Origin of the sequence: Pusillimonas sp. DMV24BSW_D (genome assembly GCF_011388195.1) — a bacterium.
In the GTDB taxonomy this organism is placed as follows: Bacteria; Pseudomonadota; Gammaproteobacteria; order Burkholderiales; family Burkholderiaceae_B; genus Neopusillimonas; species Neopusillimonas aestuarii.
This window is the reverse complement of the sequence record NZ_CP049990.1, coordinates 191,280-214,357: the sequence shown is the minus strand read 5'-3', so window position 1 is coordinate 214,357 and position 23,078 is coordinate 191,280. Positions and strand designations below refer to the sequence as shown.

25 protein-coding genes are annotated in these 23,078 nt (G+C 53.8%); 14 read left to right on the top strand and 11 right to left on the bottom strand.

From position 1 onward, the window contains the following. Positions 1-205 precede the first annotated feature (205 nt). Entirely contained in the window at positions 206-1,357 is a 1,152-nt protein-coding gene (locus G9Q38_RS00990; RefSeq protein ID WP_166126919.1) for a branched-chain amino acid ABC transporter substrate-binding protein, read from the bottom strand. Positions 1,358-1,563: 206 nt separating this feature from the next. Here G9Q38_RS00990 and G9Q38_RS00985 point away from each other — a divergent pair, with 206 nt between their 5' ends. The 8 genes from G9Q38_RS00985 to argE are packed head-to-tail and all read left to right on the top strand — an operon-like array spanning position 1,564 to position 8,857. After that, complete coding sequence (locus G9Q38_RS00985; protein ID WP_166126916.1) at positions 1,564-2,481, top strand: branched-chain amino acid ABC transporter permease; 918 nt, start codon at positions 1,564-1,566, stop codon at positions 2,479-2,481. Then, complete coding sequence (locus tag G9Q38_RS00980) at positions 2,481-3,677, top strand: branched-chain amino acid ABC transporter permease (protein WP_166126913.1); 1,197 nt, start codon at positions 2,481-2,483, stop codon at positions 3,675-3,677. The genes G9Q38_RS00985 and G9Q38_RS00980 overlap by 1 nt, the downstream gene beginning before the upstream one ends. After that, positions 3,667-4,497, top strand: a complete 831-nt coding sequence (locus G9Q38_RS00975; RefSeq protein WP_166126910.1) for an ABC transporter ATP-binding protein — start codon at positions 3,667-3,669, stop codon at positions 4,495-4,497. Before G9Q38_RS00980 ends, G9Q38_RS00975 begins: the two co-directional genes overlap by 11 nt. Next, complete coding sequence (locus G9Q38_RS00970; RefSeq protein ID WP_166126908.1) at positions 4,490-5,188, top strand: ABC transporter ATP-binding protein; 699 nt, start codon at positions 4,490-4,492, stop codon at positions 5,186-5,188. The genes G9Q38_RS00975 and G9Q38_RS00970 overlap by 8 nt, the downstream gene beginning before the upstream one ends. A 46-nt stretch (positions 5,189-5,234) precedes the next feature. Next, entirely contained in the window at positions 5,235-6,521 is a 1,287-nt protein-coding gene (locus tag G9Q38_RS00965) for a flavin-containing monooxygenase (protein ID WP_166126905.1), read from the top strand. A 60-nt stretch (positions 6,522-6,581) separates the two neighbouring features. Beyond that, on the top strand, positions 6,582-7,013 hold the full coding sequence (locus tag G9Q38_RS00960; protein WP_114419385.1) for a RidA family protein: 432 nt from the start codon (positions 6,582-6,584) through the stop codon (positions 7,011-7,013). 13 nt (positions 7,014-7,026) lie between these two features. Then, the gene (locus tag G9Q38_RS00955; RefSeq protein WP_166126901.1) at positions 7,027-7,704 is read left to right on the top strand and encodes a DUF1028 domain-containing protein; all 678 of its coding nucleotides are present in this window, start codon (positions 7,027-7,029) and stop codon (positions 7,702-7,704) included. Beyond that, a complete protein-coding gene (argE, locus tag G9Q38_RS00950) occupies positions 7,697-8,857 on the top strand; it encodes an acetylornithine deacetylase (RefSeq protein WP_166126898.1) in 1,161 nt (386 codons plus the stop codon). The genes G9Q38_RS00955 and argE overlap by 8 nt, the downstream gene beginning before the upstream one ends. A 5-nt stretch (positions 8,858-8,862) precedes the next feature. Here the strand turns inward: argE and G9Q38_RS00945 are convergent, their stop codons facing one another. The 3 genes from G9Q38_RS00945 to G9Q38_RS00935 form a co-directional block, all read right to left on the bottom strand. After that, complete coding sequence (locus tag G9Q38_RS00945) at positions 8,863-9,822, bottom strand: bile acid:sodium symporter family protein (RefSeq protein ID WP_166126896.1); 960 nt, start codon at positions 9,820-9,822, stop codon at positions 8,863-8,865. Between the two features lie 70 nt (positions 9,823-9,892). Continuing rightward, on the bottom strand, positions 9,893-10,276 hold the full coding sequence (locus G9Q38_RS00940; protein ID WP_166126893.1) for an EF-hand domain-containing protein: 384 nt from the start codon (positions 10,274-10,276) through the stop codon (positions 9,893-9,895). Continuing rightward, positions 10,276-10,518, bottom strand: a complete 243-nt coding sequence (locus tag G9Q38_RS00935; RefSeq protein ID WP_114419390.1) for a hypothetical protein — start codon at positions 10,516-10,518, stop codon at positions 10,276-10,278. Before G9Q38_RS00935 ends, G9Q38_RS00940 begins: the two co-directional genes overlap by 1 nt. A gap of 242 nt (positions 10,519-10,760) precedes the next feature. Here G9Q38_RS00935 and G9Q38_RS00930 point away from each other — a divergent pair, with 242 nt between their 5' ends. Next, positions 10,761-11,726 (top strand): alpha/beta hydrolase, encoded by a 966-nt coding sequence (locus G9Q38_RS00930; RefSeq protein WP_166126891.1) that lies wholly within the window; start codon positions 10,761-10,763, stop codon positions 11,724-11,726. Here G9Q38_RS00930 and G9Q38_RS00925 read toward each other — a convergent pair. The 5 genes from G9Q38_RS00925 to G9Q38_RS00905 all read right to left on the bottom strand — a co-directional run bounded on the left by G9Q38_RS00925 (position 11,718) and on the right by G9Q38_RS00905 (position 16,486). Next, the gene (locus G9Q38_RS00925; RefSeq protein WP_166126888.1) at positions 11,718-12,497 is read right to left on the bottom strand and encodes an SDR family oxidoreductase; all 780 of its coding nucleotides are present in this window, start codon (positions 12,495-12,497) and stop codon (positions 11,718-11,720) included. The two genes, G9Q38_RS00930 and G9Q38_RS00925, sit on opposite strands and share 9 nt — an antisense overlap. Positions 12,498-12,535: 38 nt before the next feature. Next, complete coding sequence (locus G9Q38_RS00920) at positions 12,536-13,843, bottom strand: TRAP transporter large permease (RefSeq protein WP_166126886.1); 1,308 nt, start codon at positions 13,841-13,843, stop codon at positions 12,536-12,538. Next, complete coding sequence (locus G9Q38_RS00915) at positions 13,843-14,391, bottom strand: TRAP transporter small permease (protein WP_166126883.1); 549 nt, start codon at positions 14,389-14,391, stop codon at positions 13,843-13,845. The genes G9Q38_RS00920 and G9Q38_RS00915 overlap by 1 nt, the downstream gene beginning before the upstream one ends. Further along, a complete protein-coding gene (gene dctP, locus G9Q38_RS00910) occupies positions 14,388-15,368 on the bottom strand; it encodes a TRAP transporter substrate-binding protein DctP (RefSeq protein WP_166126880.1) in 981 nt (326 codons plus the stop codon). The genes G9Q38_RS00915 and dctP overlap by 4 nt, the downstream gene beginning before the upstream one ends. Positions 15,369-15,496: 128 nt before the next feature. Beyond that, the gene (locus G9Q38_RS00905; RefSeq protein ID WP_166126877.1) at positions 15,497-16,486 is read right to left on the bottom strand and encodes an alpha/beta hydrolase; all 990 of its coding nucleotides are present in this window, start codon (positions 16,484-16,486) and stop codon (positions 15,497-15,499) included. 152 nt (positions 16,487-16,638) lie between these two features. On the opposite strand from G9Q38_RS00905, the gene G9Q38_RS00900 reads away from it, so the two are divergent. Beyond that, positions 16,639-17,661 (top strand): uroporphyrinogen decarboxylase family protein, encoded by a 1,023-nt coding sequence (locus tag G9Q38_RS00900; RefSeq protein WP_114419397.1) that lies wholly within the window; start codon positions 16,639-16,641, stop codon positions 17,659-17,661. Between the two features lie 96 nt (positions 17,662-17,757). Here the strand turns inward: G9Q38_RS00900 and G9Q38_RS00895 are convergent, their stop codons facing one another. Continuing rightward, positions 17,758-18,213 (bottom strand): fasciclin domain-containing protein, encoded by a 456-nt coding sequence (locus G9Q38_RS00895; protein WP_166132269.1) that lies wholly within the window; start codon positions 18,211-18,213, stop codon positions 17,758-17,760. Positions 18,214-18,394: 181 nt separating this feature from the next. Here G9Q38_RS00895 and G9Q38_RS00890 point away from each other — a divergent pair, with 181 nt between their 5' ends. Further along, complete coding sequence (locus G9Q38_RS00890; RefSeq protein WP_166126874.1) at positions 18,395-19,258, top strand: MOSC domain-containing protein; 864 nt, start codon at positions 18,395-18,397, stop codon at positions 19,256-19,258. Here G9Q38_RS00890 and G9Q38_RS00885 read toward each other — a convergent pair. Continuing rightward, complete coding sequence (locus G9Q38_RS00885) at positions 19,255-19,983, bottom strand: MgtC/SapB family protein (protein ID WP_166126872.1); 729 nt, start codon at positions 19,981-19,983, stop codon at positions 19,255-19,257. The genes G9Q38_RS00890 and G9Q38_RS00885 overlap by 4 nt on opposite strands. A 56-nt stretch (positions 19,984-20,039) precedes the next feature. Between G9Q38_RS00885 and G9Q38_RS00880 the strand changes: the two genes are divergently transcribed. The 3 genes from G9Q38_RS00880 to G9Q38_RS00870 are packed head-to-tail and all read left to right on the top strand — an operon-like array spanning position 20,040 to position 23,074. Then, positions 20,040-21,401 (top strand): NTP/NDP exchange transporter, encoded by a 1,362-nt coding sequence (locus G9Q38_RS00880; protein WP_166126870.1) that lies wholly within the window; start codon positions 20,040-20,042, stop codon positions 21,399-21,401. Continuing rightward, positions 21,385-22,347, top strand: a complete 963-nt coding sequence (locus G9Q38_RS00875) for an aldo/keto reductase (protein ID WP_166126867.1) — start codon at positions 21,385-21,387, stop codon at positions 22,345-22,347. Before G9Q38_RS00880 ends, G9Q38_RS00875 begins: the two co-directional genes overlap by 17 nt. Positions 22,348-22,384: 37 nt before the next feature. After that, positions 22,385-23,074 carry a MarC family NAAT transporter gene (locus tag G9Q38_RS00870; protein ID WP_166126863.1) on the top strand — a complete coding sequence of 230 codons (690 nt, stop codon included), beginning with the start codon at positions 22,385-22,387 and terminating at the stop codon, positions 23,072-23,074. Positions 23,075-23,078: the final 4 nt, after the last annotated feature.

Here is a 23,078-nt window from a genome sequence, read left to right as displayed (position 1 = left end):
AGTTGCCTTGTTTGCCACCAAGGCGCGAAGATCACGAAACAATGATGCGCATACAGTGCAATTCATTCTATCACGCGTCATTTCGCGCAAAAAAGCGCTCACAACCCCTCAAAACTGCTATGGAAGGGTGGTGAGCGCTGAACGGGCAGCTTGGCGGTGCCGGCCGGTTTCGGGGCCGGCAACCGATGTGCTTACTGACTATGTCTTAGTAGTTTGTCCATTCACCGTTTTTAACGGTACGCACTTCAATGTCGACCGGGATTTCAGTTTGCCCGTTATCGTCGAATGTGGTCGTGCCCAGGGCGCCTTCGTAGCTAATGCCGCGAATGGTTTCGGCGATGGCCTTTTTGTCTTTCGGCCCGGCTTGTTTAATCGCTTCAAGCAGAATGCCGGTGGCGTCGTAGGCGTACTTGGTATAAGGGCTTTGCGCTTCTTTGTAGTCTTTCGCTTTATAGGCCTCTTCCATGGCTTTCAGCTTGGGGTTGCTTTGTGCTTTGGGTACGCCTACCACCACGCCATTGGCTGCATCTCCGGCGATTTCGATGAGTTGCGGGTCATGGATGCCGCTGATGCCAAGCATGGGTTGTTCCATACCCAGTTCAGCCATTTGCTTGCGAACAATACCTGCTTCGGTAATCACGCCGCCAAAGTACACAGCATCGGGGTTCAGAGACTTGACTTTGGTCAGGATGGCGCGGAAATCGGTGGTGCCCACAGGGAAGCTTTCACGCGCAATGATTTCGCCGCCCGCTTCTTCGAAGAAGGTGCCAAACCACTTCAGGTTAGCCGCGCCGTAGTCGCTGGTGTCGGAAATAATGGCGATTTTCTTGGCGCCCAGTTCTTTGGCCGCCCAGTCGGCCAATGGTTTGTTTTCATTAACCAGCGTTGGTGTGACGCGTGTGGTGTTTGGCAGATTCTGTTCGGTAATTTTGGGGCTGATTGCGCCCCAGACGATAAAGGGCATTTGCGAGCGGTTGAAGACAGGCAAGGTTGCCAAGGCGACCGGGCTGTTCCAGTGGCCTGTAGCGGCAACGACGTCGCGATCATTAACCAGTTTCAGCGCGGCGGAAACCCCGGCCTGAGGGTCGGATGCGTCGTCAAGTACGACGCCTTCCACCTTGAAGGGCACGCCTTCGGTTTCATTCCATTGGTCTATGGCCAGCAGGAAGCCGTTTTTGGCGCCCAGTCCTTGTTGGGCGTTGCCACCGCTTAACGGGCCGATGAAGCCGAGTTTAATGGTGTCTTGCGCTTGGGCGACGCCCGCGCCAAGGAGTGTGGCGCATGCGACAACGAGCGCTCCCGCCAGGTGGCGGCGTCGCGAGGCAGATGTTTTTGTAAGAGTTGAAAATGCGTTCATTGTCAATCCTCTGAAGTGTCATTGGTGGGGTCGGCGAAGGGGTCAACCATCACACGACTGAAAAAGCATCATACCGAGCGCGGGCCTGATGCTGGTTCGCGTTTTCCGACGTAGTTGATTGAAAAAAGCGAATCAGTGACGGCAATTTTTTGGGTTTAATAGACCCCTTGCAAATCGTTCCATCGGAACTTTCAGGAGTCAATGGTATGCAGGACGTCTTGTTCCAGCAGCTTATTAACTGGTTGACCTTGGGTTGCATATACAGCTTATTGGCATTGGGCTTTAGTCTGTTGTTTGGTGTATTGCAGGTCATCCATTTTTCTCATGGCGATGTGGCGCTGGTGGCGCCTTTTGTTGCCTTGGCAGCTGTTCAAATTGTGGCTGCCAGCCTGGGTGCAGATGCTTCCTGGCTGGTGTTGGGTGCGGCGTGCCTGATCGCGATTGTGGCGGTGGGCTGGCTGGGCGTGGGGCTCGACAAGCTGGTTATCAGCCGCTTTCGCGATTCGCCCGCCATGATGCCGCTGGTGGCGACGGTGGCGCTGGGTATCGTTTTACGCGAACTTATTCGCCACGTGTATCCGGAAGGGAGCAATCCACACGCTTTCCCCGCCGTGGCGCAGGGCAGCATCACCACACCGTTTGGTGCAATTCCCATGATTAGTGTGGTGTCGGTTCTGGTATCGGTCGGTCTTGTAATTGCGCTTTTATATGTTTTGCATCGTACGCCGGCCGGCATGCGCTTGCGTGCGGTATCCCAAGACCGCGAGACGGCTCGCCTGTTCGCGATTGCCAGTGGCCCCGTTTTTCGGCGCGCTTTTTTCATTGCGTCGGCCATCGGCGCGGTGGGCGGCATTTTTATGGCCAGCTACGCGGGCGTGGTGCGATTCGATTTCGGCATTCAGGCCGGCCTCATTGGCTTTTCGGCCGCAGTAGTCGGTGGTTTGGGGCGTTTGGGCGGTGCCATTATTGGTGCGTTGCTCATTGCGGCCATTGAAACCATTGTGCAGGGCTATGTTCCCAACGGTACCTCTTATCGCCTGGTGTTCGTCTTTGCATTGGTTATTTTGGTATTGGTGTTCCGTCCGGCAGGCTTGTTCGGATCCCAGAAAATGGAGAAGGTCTGATGCAAAAGAATCAAGTAAGGCATTCAACAGACCCGGTTGGCGCACAGGCGGCCCCTGGTGGGTTCGTCGATTTGCTGATTGTGCTCGTGCTGACATTTGGCGCGACGGCATTTTTGTGGGTGTTTTTGGCCGTTGAAAGCTGGGTTGCGGTGCTGGGTTTGCTGGCACTGTTCGCCATTGCCCTGATCGCCGTCCAGCGTCGTCCGTTGTTTGAAGAGCGGCTGGTTGATGCCTTTCGTCGCAAGCGCAGCGTGGCGACGGTGCTGGGGATTGCTCTGGCGGTTTTGTTCCCCTGGTTATTGGGCGGCGACACGTATGCGCTGCATTTATTGATTATCGGCAATCTGTACGCGGTATTGGCGTTAGCCCTGAACTTTCAGTTGGGTAGTGCCAATATTCCCAATTTTGCCACGGGAGCGTCGTACGGTATTGGGGCCTATGCCTCGGCGTTGTTGGCCATTCATTTCGGTGTGAGTTTCTGGGTGGGGTTGCTAGTGGCTGCCGTTGTCGCCACTACGTTCGGCTATTTGCTGGGCCTGCCCTCAATGCGTACCCGCGACAGCTACCAGGCTCTGGTTACGATTGCGTTCGGCATTGTGGTTCACCAGTTACTGATGAATCTGGAATGGACGGGTGGTGCAAATGGTTTGGTGGGGATTCCGCCGCCCACTTTGTTCGGTCATTCCTTCAATGACCCCATTGAACTGTTTGGCCATAGTTTGCCGGGCCAGGGCAACTTCTATTATGTGTCGGTTGCGCTGGTGGGGCTGGCGATTTTGTCGGCCAAACGTTTGCATAGCTCTCGAATCGGCCTGGCGTGGAATGCACTGCGCGATGACGAAATCGCGGCGCGTGCCTGCGGTATTAACGTTACCTGGTACAAGGTACAGGCGTTCGCGGTTGATGCCTTCCTGGCCGGTTTTGCCGGTACGGTGTATGCGTTCTACGTGAGCTTTATTTCCCCCGACAACTTCACTTTCCTGGTGTCGGTCACCATTATGACCATGGTGATTGCCGGGGGGATGGACAATATTCTGGGGGTAATCGTGGGTGCATTGCTGCTGACCATGCTGCCCGAGAAACTTCGTGCGTTCTCCGACTACCGAATTTTGTTCTACGGCCTGGTTGTCATTCTGTTCCTTGTTATCCGTCCGCGCGGCATTTTCCCTCAGCGAGTACGTAACCATGAGCATTGATACACAAGTGAAAGCGCCCGAACCCAATACGTCCGAGTCGCTGGTACTCGAAGGTCGTGGACTCACCATGCGTTTTGGTGGTTTGGTTGCGGTTGAGTCCGTCGATATTACGTTAAAGCGTGGTGAGGTGTTGGCCATTATTGGCCCCAACGGCGCCGGCAAAACAACGTTGTTGAACCTGATTACCGGAATTTATGCGCCGACTGAAGGGGATGTTTTCCTGGAAGGGCAGCGGTTGAACGGTATTCCTGCGCACAAGATTGCTGAAGCGGGCATTGCCCGTACATTCCAAACCAGTCGGCTGTTCGGCAGCTTAAGTGTGTTGGATAACGTCATTATTGGTATGCACACCCGCACAAAATGCGGTGTCTTGACGGCTTTATTGTTACCCGGGCGCGCCAATGCCGAAATGCGTCGCGCTGCCGAGCGCGCAGGTGAGTTATTGAAACGGGTTTCGCCGGATTTATACGAGCGTCGCAATCAACTGGCAAGCAGCTTGCCGCAGGCTGATCGCCGTCGTTTGGAGATTGCCCGTGCTTTGGCCACGGAGCCCAAAGTAGTTTTGCTCGACGAGCCTTCCAGCGGGATGGATGATCGCGATACCGATGCCTTAATCGCCGATATTCGGCGTCTTCAGCAAGAGAACCCGACGCTCAGTTTCATCATTATTGAACACGACATGCGTTTGGTGGCGGCCTTGCCGCACCGGGTCATGGTGCTCGATTACGGTCGCAAAATCGGTGATGACCGTTTCGAAGTGGTACGTCAGTTGCCGCGTGTTCAGGAAGCTTATTTGGGAAGAAAGGCCAGCCATGCTTGAGCTTGATGCAATTAGTACGCGCTATGGCGTTGTCAACATACTGAACAAAGTCAGTTTGAAGGTGGATGAAGGCAGCGTTGTTTGCCTGTTGGGTCCGAACGGTGCTGGAAAAACCACGACGTTCAAGGCGATTGCCGGCTTGTTGAGGCCTTACGAAGGCCAGATCACCATTTGTGGCCGCAAGTTGGCCGATATTAAAACGGAAGACCTAGCCGGGCTGGGTGTGGGGTTTGTGCCGGAAGGCCGTCGCCTCTTCCCGGAAATCAGTGTGCGTGAAAACCTGCAAATTGGTTATGACGCTCTGAAACCAAAGGATTCTTTCAAACAGGCGCTTGAGCGCGTTGTTGAGCTCTTTCCCCGCGTGGGCGAGCGCCTTGCCCAGGATGCCGGCACTTTGTCCGGCGGCGAACAGGCCATGGTGGCACTGGGCCGGGTGCTGATCGGCAACCCGAAAATGGTTGTGATGGATGAGCCCACTCTGGGCTTGTCGCCCAAATTGATTGAAGAGTACTTCATGACCGTAGAGCGTATTCACAAAGAAGGCATCACGGTACTGCTGATTGAGCAGAACGCTGAGGCGGCTTTGTCGATTGCGCATAGCGGCTATTTGTTGCTGAAAGGACAGATCGTGGCGTCGGGATCTGCGAAAGAATTACTGAGCAACGACGTGATCAAGCATTTGTATTTGTAGTTTTGTAGTGCGTTTGTATATACCTCTGTAGAAAGAAGGAACAGCCATGACGGTAGAGAAGAAATCGATTGACACACTGGTTGTGGGTGCCGGCCAGGCAGGGATCGCGATGAGCGAGCACCTGACCGCGCAGGGCGTGCCACATGTGGTGCTGGAGCGTAATCGAATCGCCGAGCAATGGCGCACCGGGCGCTGGGATTCGTTGGTTGCGAACGGCCCGGCCTGGCACGATCGTTTTCCGGGTCTGGAGTTTGAAAATTTTGATCCCGATGGCTTTCCGGGGAAGGATCAAATTGCCGGCTATTTCGAAGCCTATGCCAAAAAGTTCAATGCGCCGATTCATGCGGGCGTTGAGGTGCACAAAGTGGTGCGTAATCAGGGGCATCCCGGGTTTACGGTGGAAACGTCGGAAGGTGTTTACGATGTGCAGCGTGTAGTGGCCGCAACCGGTCCTTTTCAGCGGCCCGTTATTCCGCCGATTGCGCCTAAAGATGATCGACTGACTCAAATTCATTCGGCCCATTATCGCAATCCAGAGCAGTTGCCTGAAGGCGCTGTTCTGGTTGTCGGTGCGGGTTCGTCGGGTGTACAGATTGCTGACGAACTGAATCGCGCAGGTCGCAAAGTGTATTTGTCGGTAGGTCCTCACGATCGGCCCCCGCGTGCCTATCGCAACCGCGACTTCGTGTGGTGGTTGGGTGTATTGGGTCAATGGGATCAGGAGGTCGCCACACCAGGCAAGGAGCATGTGACCATCGCTGTCACCGGCGCGCGCGGTGGCTATACCATTAACTTCCGTGAGTTGGCGCATCAAGGCATTAACCTGGTCGGTTTAACCCATGCGTTCGAAAACGGCAAAGTTTCGTTCAAATCGGACCTTGTTCAGAACTTGAATAATGGGGATGCGAACTATTTGGCTTTGCTGGATGCCGCCGACGCGTATATTGAACGTAATGGTCTTGATTTGCCGGAAGAACCCGAGGCGCGCAAGGTATTTGCCGACCCCGAGTGCGTAGCAAACCCCATTCTTGAGCTTGACTTGGACCAAGCCGGAATCAATAGCATTATTTGGGCCACCGGGTATACGGTTGAGCACTCCTGGTTGCAGGTTGATGCCTTCGACGAGCGGGGTAAGCCGAAACATCAGCGTGGCGTGTCCGCCGAACCGGGTGTTTATTTTGTCGGACTGCCATGGTTGTCGCGCCGGGGTTCATCATTTATTTGGGGTGTTTGGCACGATGCCCGTCATATTGCCGACCATATTGCGACACGGCGCAAGTACGAAGCGTATCGCGATGCTTCACAGCGCGAGCGGGAAACGGCCAGGGCGTAATGGCTTAGTCGGCACAATTTGAAATTTTTTGATAGCGTGAGAAGATAACAGGAGGGCGTGATGCCAACTCATACGCGCATTCGGATGTTCAACACCAAGGATACGTATCCTAACCAAACGTTGGATAATGATCTTTGCCAGGCCGTGCGGGCCGGCAACACGGTGTATGTTCGTGGTCAGGTCGGCACCGACTTCGACGGCAAATTGGTGGGGCTGGGTGATCCCCGCGCTCAGGCCGAACAGGCCATGAAGAACGTAAAGCAATTGCTGGAAGAGGCCGGCAGCGATATGACGCATATCGTTAAAACCACCACTTACTTAACCGATCCGCGTTTTCGTGAACCGGTTTATCAAGAGGTGGGTAAATGGCTGAAGGGGGTTTTCCCCATTTCAACCGGTTTGGTGGTCAGCGCCCTGGGTCAGCCCGAATGGCTGATGGAAATCGATGTGATTGCTGTCATTCCGGACGATTGGAAACCCCAGCAGGCATAATAAGGAGGCTTTTATGACATTCTCGATTGTGGGTCGTTGCGAGAAAACCGGCCAATTTGGTATTGCCATCAGTTCGTCCAGTATTGCGGTAGGGGCGCGTTGCCCCTGGGCGCGCTCGGGGGTTGGTGCCGTGTCCTCCCAGAATGTCACGTTGCCTTCGCTGGGTAACCAGATTCTCGATTTACTGGCTTCCAAAGGGCTGTCGGCCGAACCGGCGTTGAAGGCGGCGCTGGAGACAGATGAGTGGCGTGATTATCGCCAGGTTACCGTTGTGGATAATCAGGGCCGCACGGCGTTTTTCAGTGGCAAGGAAGCGCTTGGAATTTATAACGCCGTCGCGGGGAACCAATGTGTCGCAGCCGGTAATTTGCTGTCGGACCAATCGGTGATTGCCGCCATGGTGCCCGCATTCGAGAACACGTCGGGCGAATTGGCCGACCGTTTGTTGGCGGCGATGCAGGCTGCCATGGATGCGGGCGGGGAAGCCGGGCCGGTTCATTCCGCCGCGTTGAAAATTGTGGGTAACGTGCCGTGGCCGATTGCCGACTTGCGTGTCGACTGGGCCGACGAAGATCCCATTGGCCAGTTACAGGGTTTGTGGAAAGCCTACCAACCGCAGATGCAAGACTATCTTTCACGGGCGCTTAACCCAACCGTTGCGCCCAGTTATGGGGTGCCGGGCGATGAGTAATGTGTCTAGCCGTGCGATGCTTGAGCAATTAATCAGCTTTCCAACGGTAAGCCGCGACTCCAACCTTGAGTTAATCCGGTTTATTCAAGCCTATCTTTCCAGGCTGGGCGTCGAAAGCGAGTTGTTCTATAACGCCGAGCTCACTAAGGCCAACTTGTTTGCGACTGTGGGCCCGCCGGACCAGGGGGGCGTTGCGTTGTCAGGCCATACAGACGTGGTGCCCGTAGACGGTCAGAACTGGACAGTTGATCCTTTCAGTCTTTCAGAAAATGACGGGCGTCTGTATGGCCGGGGTACGTCCGATATGAAAGGGTTTATAGCTTGCGTGTTGGCCGCTGTGCCTTCGTTTCTGGCCAAGCCGTTGAAAAAGCCCATTCATCTGGTTTTTTCTTACGACGAAGAGGTGGGCTGTTTGGGGGTGCGCCCCATGCTGGCCGAACTGGAAAAGCGCAACAACAAACCGCAATTATGTTTAGTGGGCGAGCCTACCCTTATGCAGCCGGTGCTGGGCCATAAAGGCAAGCTGGCCATGCGTTGTAGTGTGAAAGGTGCGGCCTGTCATTCCGCCTATTCACCGCAGGGTGTGAATGCCATCGAATATGCTGCCAAGCTCATTGGCAAGTTAGGGGAAATAGGCGAAGCGTTGGCGCAACCCGAGCTGCACGACCATCGGTTCGAGCCGCCCTATTCAACCGTACAGACCGGGGTCATTAAAGGCGGCCGTGCATTGAATATTGTGCCGGCCGAATGTGAGTTTGATTTCGAAATTCGCGCGATTCCCGGGTTTGATGCTGCTGTGGTGCCGGATCAACTGAAAACCTATGCCCAGGAAACCTTATTGCCGAAAATGCGTGCCGTAAGCGGGCAAAGCGACATTCAGTTCGATCATTTAAGTGATTATCCGGGCCTGGCGACACCACCGGAAAGTGAAGTGGCACAGTTAGTGGCGGCGCTTACGGGTTCAACCCAGTTCAGTACGGTGGCCTTCGGCACCGAAGGCGGGTTGTTCAACCAGGCGGGTATTCCTACCGTTATTTGTGGCCCGGGCAGTATCGACCAGGCGCATAAACCCGATGAGTTTGTAAGTCTTGAACAGCTGGCCGCTTGCGACGCCATGTTGGCGCGGCTGGCGAACTTGCTGCAAAACAAATAATCGACTTATTGGCGTTTCAATTTCTGCGCAATCATTGAGCTGATAATGAGCTGCAGCAAGTGAAATAACATTAATGGCAAGACGATGACGCCGGCGGTTGCTGCGCTAAATAGCACCTGCGACATGGGTACACCGGTTGCCAGGCTTTTTTGCGCCCCGCCGAATAAAGCGGTAATACGATCTTCCCGGCTAAAGCCAAACCATACGGCCAAACCATAAACGTAAATCATCGATAAGGTCAGAAGAATAAAACTGATCACCAACAGACTTGCAATCATTTCCCAAGATATTTTTTGCCAGATGCCGCCCACTACTGCCGCGCTGAACGCGCTATAAATTACCAGCAAAATGGCGCCGCGATCCACGAACGAAAGGAGCTTCCCGGTTCTCTTGAACAGTGTGTCGAAATAGGGGCGCAGCAAGTGACCGGCCAAAAAAGGCAGCATCAGCTGCATGAAAATTTGAACGATGGAATCAAACGTTGAAGCGGATCCCATTGTGGAGGTGATCAAGCCGTTCACCAGAAACGGTGTGATCAGAATACCAAGCAAAGTGGAAAAAGAGGCGCTGCACACCGATGCGGGAACGTTGCCACCGGCGATACTTGTTAAGGCCACGGCCGACTGCACTGTGGCCGGCAGCATGCACAAGTAAAGCACGCCTAGATAGAGCTCATGATTGATCATGGGTTGCAGCAGCGGCCGCAACACAAACCCCATGACGGGAAAGAATAAAAAAGTGCAGCTAAGAATTAGTGCATGCAAACGCCAGTGCGTGACACCGTCGATGATGGCCTGCCTTGGCAGTTTGGCGCCGTGCAGAAAAAACAAGAGTGCGATAGCCGCGACGGTAATGTACTTGAGGCCAACTGCAAACATGCCGTCGGCGGGCAGGTAGCTGGCCAGCACAACGGTGCCGAGCAGCAGGAACGTGTATGAGTCGGGAAGAAAAGGGATGCGTTTCATGACCGCTATTGAAAGGCATAGCGGCCTGTTTGCGCAACCCGTAATATAAGAATGAATACGTTTGTAGACTTTACTGAGTTAATACGCCGTCTTTGTCGTAATCGTAGCGATCGAAATCGCGGCTTACCTGCGCCATAAACTCTTCCTCAGTGACAACCCCATCTTTGTTGACGTCGACGCTGTCAAACTGTTCCGATGTAAGGACATTGGCCGTTTCGTTCTTGGTGAGGCGCTTGTCGCCGTTGGCGTCCATTTTTGTGTAGGAATCGCGCATGAATTGCTCGTATTCCGCTTTGCTGACGCCGCCGCTGCCATCGCGATCGAGTTGCGCGAAGTGCTCGGGTGTGAGCCCGCTTTGCTGAGTTTGATTTTGCGCTGTTGCATGCCCTGCGGTTGCCACGCCGGCCACCACAAACATTGCGGCCAAAATAGATTTAATGGTGAATGTTCTCATTATCGGCACCCCGCCTGGTTTCCAAGATATCCCCCAGCACCGATGCCTGCCGCTGTTGCAAGCGTGTTGCCGCGACCGCCACCGATAGTGCTGCCTATTAAACCGCCAATAATGGCACCGCCAACCGTACCGGCAATGCAGTTGAATTCCGAGTTTCCACCCCGGCCGGCCTGTGACGGACTTTGACAGGCGGTGAGCGCGCCCAGGCTAAGCAGAGCGATTGCCAATGTCGATTTACTCATGATGGTTCTCTCATATGTGCGGTAAACGGCTGGATTATGTCACGATACGATGTGATTGTGAATGGGTTGTCGCGGGCGTTAAAGCGCGTGAAATTATCGTTCTAGAAACTTGAAATACGGGGTTTTGCCTAGGTTGGCAGTCTCTCAAACGATGTTAAGGTAAGCTTACTGAGCATGCTCATTTTTAAATTGAGGATGCCGGAATTGATTGATTTCACGAATTTCTTATCGGGAGACGTCTAATGAAAAGATTTGCCATTGTCTGCCTGGGTGCCGCGCTGTGTTTCGGGTCGGCTGTTTACGCAGATGACCACGGAGCGAAAGCAAAGGCCGACGCGCAAGGAGAAAAGGTGTTTTTGAATTACACCCAAGCTGAACTGGACAAGAACTACAACCAGGGCGAATGGGCGCCGAATATTCGTCAGATTCTGCAGCGCTATGGTGCGCGCAGCGAAACCGCGCGTGAGCGTTTGGGTAATCCTGAAAAGCTTTCGTACGGCGACAGTGAAGTTGAAACATTCGATTTGTTCCGGGCCGAGAACGAGAAGGCGCCGTTGCATGTTTTCATTCATGGTGGGGCATGGCGTGCCGGGAAAGCCGCGGGATATCACTTCCCGGCGCAAATGTTTTTGGATAACGGCATCAGCTACGCCGCACTGGATTTCGGCTATGTACAAGACATTGGTCTGGACGGTATGGCTGAACAACTGCGCAACGCCATTGCCTGGATGTACAAGAACGCCGACAAGCTCGGAATTGATAAAGATCGCATCTATATTTCCGGCCATTCGTCAGGTGGTCATTTAGGGGGCGTTCTGCTGGTAACCGATTGGTCAAAATATGATGTGCCCGCCGATGTTATCAAGGGCGCCACGCTTATTTCCGGCATGTACGATTTGAAGCCGGTTCGTTTGTCGGCCCGGTCGTCTTATGTTCCGTTTACCGACGAGCTTGAAGACGCCATGAGCACTCAGCGTCATTTAGACAAGATCAACACGCCGGTTATTCTGGCATACGGTGGCCTTGAAACGGATGAGTTCAAACGCCAAACGCAAGATTTCGCCAAAGCCATGAAAGAGGCCGGTAAACCTGTGGAACTGATTTTTGCCGAACACTACAACCACTTCGAAATCATGGATGATTTCGGCAACCCATACGGGTTGGTGTCTGCTGCAGCCTTGACGCAGGCGGGCGCTGAATCAAAGTAACGATTTCACCAACCCGCCGTCTACTGTAATGTTTTGGCCCGTTATGTAGCTTGCGTGTGTTGAGCACATAAAGGCGCATACCGGGCCAAAATCTTCAGCCAAACCAAGGCGTTTCATGGGAACTGATTCGGCCATGCGGCGTTTTGCTTCATCGGTCGAGATGTTCTGCTGTTCCGATTGGGCTTTGTACACGCGTTCCAATGCGCCGGTATCCATTAAGCCGGGCAGGATGTTGTTCACGGTAATGCCCAGCGGCGCCACTTCGTGAGCCAGGCTGGCCATGGCGCCGGTTAGGCCTGCGCGTACACCGGTTGCCAGCCCCATATTGGGATAAGGCTCACGGACGGTAAATGAAGTGATGTTTATGATTCGCCCGAATCCCGCCTGCTTCATGTTGGGCAGGGCCATTACAGTGAAATCAAGGGCGGCCAGCATATTGGCTTCCAGTGCTTTGTGCCAGGTTTCCTGTGAGTGCTGTTCCACCGGCCCGGGCGGCGGCCCACCCGCGTTGGTAACCAGAATGTCGATGCGGCCCAGTTTGTCGCGTGCAGCATTGAAAATGGCAAGCCGCTTTTCCGGGCTGGAAATGTCGCCCGGCACGGCAACGGCGCCGCCCCCCAATTGCGCGGCGGCGTTTTCCGCCCGCGTTGCATCACGACCATTCACGGCCACGCTAACCCCCGCCTCGGCCAGGGCCTGGGCGCAGGCGAATCCAAGGCCTTGTGAGCCACCCAGTACCAATGCGCTTTTGCCGGAAATGCCTAAATCCATATTTTTATCCAAGATATCAATGAGTTAACAATTTAAGATTACATTAGCGATGGTAGCCAAAGAATAATATCGGGCACGAGCGCCAACACAACAATAACGAGCAGATAAAGCAGAATGACGGGAACGGATGCCCGGTAAAGCTCTTGAATCGTAGTGCCTTTTGCCGCGCCTTGTAAGGCAAAGAGTGTATAGCCAAAAGGCGGCGTGACATTACCGATTGAAACGTTCACCAGGAAAATAGCCCAGAACCATAAGGGGTCGAATCCCAAGGCGGCAATAATGGGCTTGTAAAGTGGCACCAGCAGAATCATGACGGCGATCTGGTCGATGAACATGCACAGCACAAACCCAAGTGCCATCAGCATGATAAACATCAGTACCGGGTGCCACTCCAGGCTGGTGACGGCGTTCACCAGGTTGGTTGTCACGCCGCTCATGTTCAGAATCTGGCTAAAGGAGACCGAGCACACCATAATGATCATGATCATGCCGGTGGTCCATGCTGTGGATCGCAGCGCTTGCACCAGTGTCGGCCAGCGCAGCGAGGCAAACAACGAACAGGTGATCATGGCAACTACACAGCCCATGGCGGCTGCTTCCGTGGGAGTCGCAACACCCGAAATAATCAGCACCAAAATGGTGGCGATAATTGCCAGGAACGGTACAGCACGGAGTAAAAGCCTTATGCGCTCTTGCGCACTTAAGCTTGACGACTCGATAACGGCGGGCGCCAGTTTTGGGTTGAGCTTGACCCGAATCACGATATAAACAAAGAATACCAGCGCGAGCAAAAGGCCCGGAAGAATACCGGCAACCAGCAGCCCGGAAATGGAGACACCGGCCAAAATGCCCAGAACGACCGCCATGACGCTTGGGGGAATGATGGGTGCAAGGCTTGAGCCACCCAATATCGTGCCTAACGACATGTTTTTCTGGTAGCCGCGTTTCTCCATTTCGGGTAACAACGATGCACCCATCATGGCGGCAACGGCCATGGCTGAGCCCGAAAGTGCTCCGAAAATAGTGGACAGAATCACGCTGACGATATACAAGCGTGACTTTACGGCGCCAACCACCGCGTCGACGGCGTTGAACATGACATTGACAGCGCTTGAACGAAAAAGTATTTCACCGAGCAGAATAAAAAGCGGAATGGCCGCCAAAGACAAGCTTGTGCCGGTGTCGTACATCGAGTTCACCACCAGCAAGACGCCTTTGAAATTCCCAGTTAACGCATACAGGCCCAGCAGGTTCAGTGTCAGGAATGACAAAAAAATAGGCAAGCCTGTGGCGAACAGCAGCAGCATCAAGCCTACGGCGGCAGAAATGAGCACGTACCATTCCATTATGTGGCCCCGGTGTCGTGTTGTCGGCGGGAGTCCGCCCAGGTGCACAGGAAGTGGCGCAGGAAGTAAAAGCCCATATTTGATAAGGCGTACACAATGGCCAACATGAGCCACCACTTTGGAATGGGCGTAACGGCAATCATCATCACATTGCCGGCGAAAACGCGTTTAAGTTCGGCAAAGCCAAACCATGCGGCGATGAGGCAGACAGTACAAGCCAATAGCCAGGTAAAGCGTTGTAGCCAAACAGCGATGTGCTCGGGCAATGCGTTAACCACCATATTCATGTTTGCGTGCCCGCTTTTCCAGGCCAGCATAGGGGCTGCGCAGAACGTAATTAAAGCGAAGCTGATTGCCGCCGTGTCGGGCCCCCATCCGGTGGGGTTGTTGAGCGCATAGCGGGCGATGACTTCCCAGGCCAACACCAGCGTTAGATAAGCCGAGGCGATAACGGCAACGACAAACGTAATACGCGTAATGACATCTTGAAAAGCGGCCAGCAGACACAAGGCGTGTCGTACTGGCCGAAAGGGGCCGGAGGCACTCATTGACTGGTTAAACCCTTTTCAACAGCAAGCTTGTGGAAGGCTTCGCCATCGGCACCGGCGCGATTGCGAACCTGTTTCCAGACACCTTCAGCAAACATGGCGTCGACTTTAGGCGCAACGTTCGGACCGAACTGGGTAATTTCAAGACCGGCCTCCTGCATGGCTGCATCTTCTTTGGCCCAAAGGTCGGCGAAAACCTGGCGACCGGATACCTCAAGTTCGCGCGCCACCTCCATAATGGTGTCTTGTTGCTGTTTCGATAACCCGTTCCAGGTATCGAGGTTCATGAGCATGACTTGGTTGGTGACTCCGAACGTGGGGCGGGTCATGTAATCGGAAACTTCATACCAACGGTATTCCATTGCGCCAAACACCGGCCAGGCGGCGCCGTCGACCACTCCCCGCTCAAGGCTGGAGTAAATTTCGCTAGGCGGAAGGGTGACCACGGCACCTTGCAATTCCTGCACCATATCGTGGTAGGTTGCCGACGCGCGGATTTTGCGGCCTTTAAGGGCGCCGTCTTCCCCAATTGGCTGGCGTAGCAGGAAGTGATAACCCGAGGCGGAAGAAAAGACGCCGATCAGTTTCAAGCCACGGCTTTGGTAGTGTTTATCGATGAGCTCGTAAATACCGCTTTCGCGTCGCGCGATGGGGTCATCTTTAACGGCATCCAGACCGAATGCCATGCCGGTTTCACCCAAGTGGTAGGCGCCGTGGGTGAAGAGCATGTCGAATAGCCCACCAGCAACGGGTTGCAGTTGCTCAAATGGAGGGACTGTTTCAGGCCCTCGAACTTGAATGTTTAGATCGCCGTTTGATTTTTCTTTCAGCTTTTCCACGAATTGGCCGACGAAGACGGGGACGGCGTTGTAGTTGTCATCCCAGCTTGACAGCAAGGTGAGGTCTTTGGCGTGGGCCGGGGCGCTTATAAGTAAGCAGGCCGAGGTGAGGGCCGTTGCAAGCAAGCGATGCAGCATGATTTGTCTCCTTGATTATTTGTTTATTTAAGATAAGCAGGCGGATACAGAGCGTCAAGGAGAAACCGACGCAAGGATTCCGCACTGCGGAATTCATGCGTCGGCCGGGCGGCGTGCTCCGTCTCTGGTCACTGGGGCGACGGTGCCGGCTTATTGTTTGAATTCATTTCGTCTACGGCTTTAATAATCGCGTCAAGCGCATTCTTTTCAAGAATGAGCCCAGAGTGATTAACGCCTGGGAGCAGTGCTACCGGGATGTCTGCGTTGCCATTCTGGAACACCTCTTCAAAGCGGTCGGTGTGAAAGGCTTCGTCATGCGTACCCGCCATGACACGCATGGGTTGTTTCACAGCTTGAATCGTTGCCTGGTAATCCGCCTGCGGCCGATAGTTCTGGGCCAGATTGAAAGAGTATTCCCTAGTTAAATATTCAGGTGCATTATCGGGAAGAGCAAACCGCATGACCGTAAGGTGATTGAACGTATCAATGCCCAAGCGATTGAGCAACAGGATGGCAATGTGTCTTGGTAAGCCAATTTCGACCCAGCCGCCACTGTTGGGGCGCTGCGTGGGTGCATCCTGATTGATAAAAGGCGACAGCAACAGATAGTTGTTGAACAAGCTCTGGTGAGGGTTGCCCGCCAAGCGCAACGCAAAGCCCCCACCGGAGGAAAAGCCGACTAATGTCGACGGCGCTGCCGGGTCGACGACATTCATGAAGTCTTTCAGGTCATTTTCTAACTGGCCAATATAGGCAATATCGCCTTTGGCGTTTGTCGTTCCGTGTCCACGCATGTCCATAGCATAGGCGGTATAGTTTGCTTTGCTTAGTGCTTGCGCCAGGGGGTGCATGCTATCGCTACTTGCACCCGAACCGTGCAGGAGCACAACGCTTCCTTTTGCCGGCTCGAGGCTGGCAGGATACCTTCGATAGGTTAAGCGACTTCCATCGCGCGCGACGAATTGCTCTTTTTCCTTGTTAACGCGAATTTCTTTGAAGGGTTGGGTAATGCGCTTCATGGGAGGTGGGTCTTTAGGCGCCCCAAAAACTATCGCCAATGCCAATACTGCCGCGAATACAAAGAGGGCGATAACGGCGCTTTGGATAAAATATTTCATTTTCGAGCCTCAGTGCGTTCCACCATCAGCGTACAACAGTAAATTCATTGACCGATACGCTTAAGAAAACAGTCTAGCTAAACATCTTTGGCGTTTTCTGCGAAAATCAGACCACTGATTATTTAGTAGACATGATTCCTACAGGAGACAGCATGCTATTCCCCACCACTATTGTTGGTAGTTATCCGCAGCCGGATTGGCTGATTGATCGTGAAAAACTGGCTGGTCGCTTTCCGCCGCGTGTGCGTGCCAAAGAGCTTTGGCGCATACCCGAGGCTTATCTGCACGAAGCCATGGAAGACGCCACCATTGTCGCCATTCGGGCACAAGAGCGTGCCGGGCTGGACATCATTACCGACGGTGAAATTCGCCGTGAGAGCTATTCAAACCGTATCGCTACAGCGTTGGATGGCGTCGATATCGACAACCCCGGTACTGCGCTGGATCGCTCGGGACACCCGAATCCGGTCCCGCGCATTGTGGGCAAAATCCGACGCATCAAGCCGATAGAAGTTGAAGATCTGTTATTCCTTAAAAAGAACACTGATCGTAAAGTAAAAATTACGGTGCCCGGGCCGTTCACCATGTTGCAGCAGGCACAAAACGATTTCTATGCGTCGGAAAAAGAAGCGGCTATGGATTATGCCGCCGCGCTGAATGAGGAAATCAAAGACTTGTTTGCCAACGGGGCAGACATTGTTCAGGTCGATGAGCCTTACATGCAGGCTCGTCCTGAAAAAGCCCGCGAGTATGGTGTTGAGGCGTTGAATCGCGCGTTGGAAGGTGTGCAGGGCCAAACCGCTGTGCATATTTGCTTTGGTTACGCTGCGGTAATTCATGCGCGCCCAAGCGGGTACGATTTTCTGCCGGAATTGAATCAGTGCTCTTGCAATCAGGTTTCCGTGGAAACCGCTCAGTCGAATTTGGATTGCACGGTGCTGGAAACGTTGGGCAACAAGCAAATTATGGTGGGCTGCCTCGACTTAAGCGATATGACGGTGGAAACGCCCGAGTTGGTGGCCGAGCGTGTTCGTAAAGCGCTCAAGCATATCAAGCCCGAGCAGGTTATTTTGGCGCCCGACTGCGGCATGAAGTATCTGCCTCGTGAAGTAGCCGATGGTAAGTTACAGGCTATGGTTAAAGCAGCTGAAATTTTGCGCAAGGAATATGCTTGATTGACGCAAAAGAAGAAAGGCCCGGTCGTTTAAACCGGGCCTTTCTGGTTTTCGCCGGCCGTGCTGCGTTAGGCGAAACAGCACGGTTGACGAAATTTACATGGGCATCACGACCGTATCAATCACGTGAATGACACCGTTGTCGGTTTGGATGTCGGTTTGTACAACCGTTGCATTGTCCACCATCACCTTGCCGTCTTTCACACTAACTGTAAGCGGGCTGCCTTGAACGGTTTTGACTTCACCAGGTTTAACGTCGGCGGCCATTACTTTGCCGGGTACCACATGGTAGGTGAGCACACCGGTTAACGCTGCTTTGTCTGCAATCAGCGCGTCCAATTTGTCTTTCGGGATTTTGGCAAAAGCGTCATCGGTTGGGGCGAAGACGGTGAACGGACCCGGCCCTTTCAGTGTTTCAACCAAACCCGCAGCTTCAACAGCGGTAACCAGCGTGTTGAAAGAGCCGGCTGATTTTGCGGTATCTACGATATCGGCAGCGGAGGCCGTGCCAACGGCGAAAGCAAGAGACATTCCCATTAAAAAGCGTTTCATCATTAACTCCTTTGGTGAACTAAACCAAGTGTTGAACTAACCAACCCAGCGCACTTGTACCGGGTATGGTTAGCAATTTAGGTTTATTTTTTATTTTTGTCCATGATTTGAATCGTTTTAATATAAATAAATCGGTTCAAATTCGGGTCAAAAAGTAAGTAAAATTTAAGGAAACGTATCCATGTTCAACGTTAACGATGCGACTCAAGGGATTATTTCGGCCTTGTTTATTTACCCCATTAAGTCGTGCGCCGGTCTGAAACTAAGTCAAACTGCGGTGCGGTCAACCGGGTTGGCGTTAGATAGGGAATGGATGGTGGTGGATACAAATGGTCACTTCCTCACGCAACGGGCCTACCCGCGCATGGCGTTGATCCAGCCGCACCTGAGTGCGGTGGACGGCGTGGATGGTTTAACGCTGTCGGCAACGGGAATGAATGACCTTGCGCTCATTGCACCGGACAGCCCTGCCTCCTTAATGGTGAAAGTTTGGCGTGATTCAGTGCCGGCGTTAGATATGGGCGATCAAGTGGCAGAGTGGTTGAGTGAGTTTCTTGGAACAGCTTGTCGTTTGGTGCGCTTCGATAAGCGTGAGCGTCGTATTTGCGACCCTGAGTGGACGCGAAATAACCAGACGTCCACGTACTTTGCCGACGGCTTTCCGCTGTTAGTGTTAAGTGCTGCCGCCATTGCGCAATTGAATCGCCGCATGAGCGATGCAGGGCGCGCGACGGTTGATGTGTCCCGGTTTCGTCCCAATATTGTGGTGAGTGACTGGCCGGCGCACCTGGAAGATGAAGTGCCCGGGTTAGTTGCGCCGGACGTTGCATTGCGCTTCGTGAAGCCTTGCACCCGGTGTGCGATTCCCGATATTGATCCGCTTACCGGGCTGGTGACGAATCGGGTAAATGATATTTTGCGCGACTACCGGCGCGATGCACGGATGAAAGGGGCACTGACGTTCGGCATGAATGCGGTGATTACGCGCGGCGTGGGTGAAACATTGAAAACCGGGCAGGTGGTATACAGCGACGACCCAGTTTAAACGGTGGTGCTGGCCCGCCAGAATACTTGTTGAACACCGGGCGTTTTCTTCATTTTTCCCATGAGTGTGTCCAGTTCCGTTCCCTGTAGAGACACAGGAAGCAAACTGGTTTCAATTTCCGTGCGTTGTTCACCGAACGCTTTTATCTCCATGTCACGGAATGGCAGGCCCACTGCGCCCAGTGCTTTTTCCAGGGCCGATAACACGGCATTACTTTGGCTTTCATCCGTAATGACATGAATTGAGTAGGTGACCTCCACCTCGTCTGGATGCAACGGCCGTCGGTTGATGCGGTTTACGGCCGGGCGCAATAGCGTGTTTGCCGCCAAAACAAACAGTGCGCCCAGTATGGCCTCGGGTAAAAGATCGGCGCCTGCTGCGCATCCCACTGCCGCTGATCCCCAAAGGGTTGCTGCCGTGTTAATGCCGCGTACATTCCCTTGTTCGCGCATAATGACCCCGGCGCCAAGAAAGCCGACGCCGGACACCACATACGCCAGCACCTGCAAGGTGCCTGGAGATCCGCCATGAATCTGATGAAAGCGCATGGCCGTGTCAACAAAAAGCGCCGCACCCACTGCCACCAGGACATTGGTTCTTAAGCCTGCCGTACGAAGGCGAAATTGCCGTTCAAGGCCAATTGCCCCGCCTAATATGAACGCGGCAATAAGGCTGACCAGGGAGTCAAGAAAAGGGGCTGTCTCGAAATAGGCAAATGCTTGCATAATAGGACTTCAAACCAAGTTGCCTCTATTGTAAACACGTCACTAGCCCTGAATGAATGGCAAAAAGCGTACAAACCTTTCTGCAAATTAAAAGAAAAGAAGCCTGGCCGGTTTTGCTGGCCGGGCTTTTCTTTTTCTGCGTGCTTGCTGCGTTGATGGTGGTGCGTCCGGCCCGCGAGGCGCTGGGTTTGCAGCGCGGTATTGAAATGGTGCGTTGGCTTTTCGTGGGTACCTTGTTGTTAACACTTCTGGTTAATCCCGTGTTCGGCGTTTTGGTGAGTCGCTTTCGGCGCCGTGTGTTCGTCAGCATCACCTACTTATTCTTCGCAGCCGGGTTACTGCTTTTTTATGCGTTACTAGTATTCACTCCCGCGGCGGTGGGGCAAACGTCGGGCATGGTTTTTTATGTTTGGTTCAGTGTGTTTAATTTGTTTGCCACCATGTTGTTTTGGGCGTTTATGGTCGACAGTTTTACGCCGGATCAAAGTGAGCGGCTCTTTGGCGCTGTTGCGGTTGGGGGAACGTTAGGGGCGTTGTTCGGGCCATGGCTTGCGGGGGCCTTGGTTCCGCATGTTGGGACGGCGGCATTGCTGCCGGTTGCCTCCGGTTTTCTCATAGCTGCGGTTGTGGCAGCGCACGCGTTGGGTGCTTTGGTAAAGCCGCGAGCCGACAGGGTATTCGGTACTGACTCATCATCATCGCAATCGATTGATCCACACATGCAGGGCGGGCGTGTCATAAACGAGGTTTATCCCGATCCGCTTTACGAACGCCTGATTGGCGGCAAGGCTTGGGACGGCTTCAAAACTACCGTGCAGTCGCCTTATTTGCTGGGGATTGCCGGTTACGTTTTGTTGGTGGCCATTATGGCAACTTTGCTTTACTTTACCCGTTTGCAAATGGTGTCGGCATTGGTCGACGACACCGATGGCCGGGCGGTGATATTTGCGCGTATCGATTTCATTACGCAAGCCACCACGTTGTTTTTGCAGGCGCTTATAACGGGTCATATTATGCGGCGCCTGGGCGTGGCGGTGGCCCTGGTTCTGCTGCCTGTAACAGTGGCGCTGGGTTTCGTAGGTTTGGCTGTTACGGGAACGTTAACCGCGCTGATTGTGCTGGAAGCGGCGTTTCGTGCAGTGCAGCGAGGCATTATGCGTCCGGCGCGTGAAACGCTTTTTACGGTTGTGCCCCGCGCACAGCGCTACAAATCGAAAGCATTTATTGATACGTTTGTGTATCGGGGTGGCGACGCAGTTGGCGCGCAAACAGAAGGCTTGCTTGGGCGGCTTGGAATGGGGCTTGTCGGTTTGGCGGCATTTGCGTTGCCGCTGGCGGTGTTGTGGGCCATGCTGGGTGTCTGGTTGGGCTGGATGCAACGCAAGCGCAAAGGAGAAAGTCATGACGACGCGACGTGATGTATTGAAATACGGGGCCTGCATGTTGGGCGGGTTGGCGACAGCCGGTGCTGCGGGCGTTGCGCTGGGAGCGCACCATGAAAATGGTGCCATGGGAAAGCTTATTTACCGTGCGATCCCATCAAGTGGGGAAAAGCTGCCCATTATGGGGTTAGGCAGTTCGGCAACATTTCAGCGAATTGCAGGCAGTGAAGATATTGCAGCGGTTAAAGGCGTGTTGTCGACAATGATTGATCTGGGCGGAACGGTGTTCGATACTGCGCCCAGTTACGGGGCTTCGGAGCAAGTGGCCGGGCAAGTGGCGAAAGAGCTGGGTATTACGCAAAAACTTTTTTGGGCGACGAAGCTGAATGTGGCGGGCTATGGTGGCGGTAAGGCCGATGAAAAAGCGGCTCGCGAGCAATTGGAGCGCTCGTTTCAATATGCGGATAAAGAAGTGATTGACCTTGTGCAGATTCACAATATGGGGGATCTGCCCACGCAATTACCTATATTGCGCGAATACAAGCAGGCTGGGCGCATTCGTTATATTGGCGTAACCACGACGTTTCAAACGCAATATGAGGCATTTGTGCAAATGATGAAAGACGAGACGCTTGACTTCATCGGCACAGATTACGCTATCGACGAACGTCACGCTGAAGAGACGATTTTGCCGGTGGCGCGGGAACGTGGAATCGGTGTTCTGGTCTATGCGCCGTTTGGCCGCAGTCGTTTGTGGAGCAAGGTGCGTGGCAAGACTGTGCCGGAATGGGCGAAAGAGTTCGATGCCGCGACTTGGGCGCAGTTTTTCCTTAAGTATGTGGCCAGTCACCCCGAAGTGACGGCAATCACACCCGCAACCAGTAAGCCTGCCAACATGGCCGATAATATGCGCGGCGGCATGGGGCGCTTGCCTGATGCGGCAATGCGAAGCAAAATGGTTGCGTTGATTGAGTCTTTATAGCAAATAGTCGAATGTCCAATGGTGGAAGGGAAGCGTAGTGGGTGAGGTCAGCCAACTAATTCAAATTGTGAGTATCGGGTTAAGTTTATTGTTGCCGCTGGCCAACCCTCTTACCTCTGTGAGTCTTTTGCTGTCGCTGGGTGGCGGCCTGTCGCAACAAGAACGGGCCCGCCAGGTTAAACAAGCAACGTTTTACGTCATGGGCATTATGTTGGTTACCTACTACGCCGGCATGTGGATCATGAGCGCGTTTGATATTTCCATGCCTGGCATGCGTATTGCCGGCGGCATGGTCGTGGCATTTATTGGCTTCAATATGCTGTTCCCCTCCACATCGGTGGGCGACATGCCCGAGGCGGATCGCGCCAAAGAATCGATGCAAACGCATGCGAACCCCAGTATTGCTTTTGTGCCGCTTGCCTTGCCAGGTACCGCGGGCCCTGGCACGATGGCCATGATTATCAGCTCTTCGTCGCGGCTGGACTCTGTTCGCGCGCATTATGCGGAATGGGTCATTTGGGTGGCGCCCGTGATTATCGCCGCCATCCTTGGTGTCCTGTTTTTTTTGTGCATGCGCTCCGCGTATCGGCTTGTAAAGATTGTCGGGCACGATGGCATTGATGCGATATCCCGTGTTATGGGTTTCTTGCTGGTATGCATGGGCGTGCAATTGGTCATCAACGGCATTGAAGAGATTATTGCGTCCGCTGCGCATCTGGCATCGTAATTGT

Coding starts and splice junctions, on each gene's coding strand:
- G9Q38_RS00975 (WP_166126910.1), top strand. CDS start 3,667: ATGAGCATTGATACACAAGTGAAAGCGCCCGAACCCAATACGTCCGAG.
- G9Q38_RS00980 (WP_166126913.1), top strand. CDS start 2,481: ATGCAAAAGAATCAAGTAAGGCATTCAACAGACCCGGTTGGCGCACAG.
- G9Q38_RS00915 (WP_166126883.1), bottom strand. CDS start 14,391: ATGAGTGCCTCCGGCCCCTTTCGGCCAGTACGACACGCCTTGTGTCTG.
- G9Q38_RS00925 (WP_166126888.1), bottom strand. CDS start 12,497: ATGGATTTAGGCATTTCCGGCAAAAGCGCATTGGTACTGGGTGGCTCA.
- G9Q38_RS00900 (WP_114419397.1), top strand. CDS start 16,639: ATGCTATTCCCCACCACTATTGTTGGTAGTTATCCGCAGCCGGATTGG.
- G9Q38_RS00890 (WP_166126874.1), top strand. CDS start 18,395: ATGTTCAACGTTAACGATGCGACTCAAGGGATTATTTCGGCCTTGTTT.
- G9Q38_RS00940 (WP_166126893.1), bottom strand. CDS start 10,276: ATGAGAACATTCACCATTAAATCTATTTTGGCCGCAATGTTTGTGGTG.
- G9Q38_RS00885 (WP_166126872.1), bottom strand. CDS start 19,983: ATGCAAGCATTTGCCTATTTCGAGACAGCCCCTTTTCTTGACTCCCTG.
- G9Q38_RS00965 (WP_166126905.1), top strand. CDS start 5,235: ATGACGGTAGAGAAGAAATCGATTGACACACTGGTTGTGGGTGCCGGC.
- G9Q38_RS00955 (WP_166126901.1), top strand. CDS start 7,027: ATGACATTCTCGATTGTGGGTCGTTGCGAGAAAACCGGCCAATTTGGT.
- G9Q38_RS00930 (WP_166126891.1), top strand. CDS start 10,761: ATGAAAAGATTTGCCATTGTCTGCCTGGGTGCCGCGCTGTGTTTCGGG.
- G9Q38_RS00905 (WP_166126877.1), bottom strand. CDS start 16,486: ATGAAATATTTTATCCAAAGCGCCGTTATCGCCCTCTTTGTATTCGCG.
- G9Q38_RS00880 (WP_166126870.1), top strand. CDS start 20,040: ATGGCAAAAAGCGTACAAACCTTTCTGCAAATTAAAAGAAAAGAAGCC.
- argE (WP_166126898.1), top strand. CDS start 7,697: ATGAGTAATGTGTCTAGCCGTGCGATGCTTGAGCAATTAATCAGCTTT.
- G9Q38_RS00960 (WP_114419385.1), top strand. CDS start 6,582: ATGCCAACTCATACGCGCATTCGGATGTTCAACACCAAGGATACGTAT.
- G9Q38_RS00875 (WP_166126867.1), top strand. CDS start 21,385: ATGACGACGCGACGTGATGTATTGAAATACGGGGCCTGCATGTTGGGC.
- G9Q38_RS00895 (WP_166132269.1), bottom strand. CDS start 18,213: ATGAAACGCTTTTTAATGGGAATGTCTCTTGCTTTCGCCGTTGGCACG.
- G9Q38_RS00935 (WP_114419390.1), bottom strand. CDS start 10,518: ATGAGTAAATCGACATTGGCAATCGCTCTGCTTAGCCTGGGCGCGCTC.
- G9Q38_RS00920 (WP_166126886.1), bottom strand. CDS start 13,843: ATGGAATGGTACGTGCTCATTTCTGCCGCCGTAGGCTTGATGCTGCTG.
- dctP (WP_166126880.1), bottom strand. CDS start 15,368: ATGCTGCATCGCTTGCTTGCAACGGCCCTCACCTCGGCCTGCTTACTT.
- G9Q38_RS00945 (WP_166126896.1), bottom strand. CDS start 9,822: ATGAAACGCATCCCTTTTCTTCCCGACTCATACACGTTCCTGCTGCTC.
- G9Q38_RS00970 (WP_166126908.1), top strand. CDS start 4,490: ATGCTTGAGCTTGATGCAATTAGTACGCGCTATGGCGTTGTCAACATA.
- G9Q38_RS00990 (WP_166126919.1), bottom strand. CDS start 1,357: ATGAACGCATTTTCAACTCTTACAAAAACATCTGCCTCGCGACGCCGC.
- G9Q38_RS00985 (WP_166126916.1), top strand. CDS start 1,564: ATGCAGGACGTCTTGTTCCAGCAGCTTATTAACTGGTTGACCTTGGGT.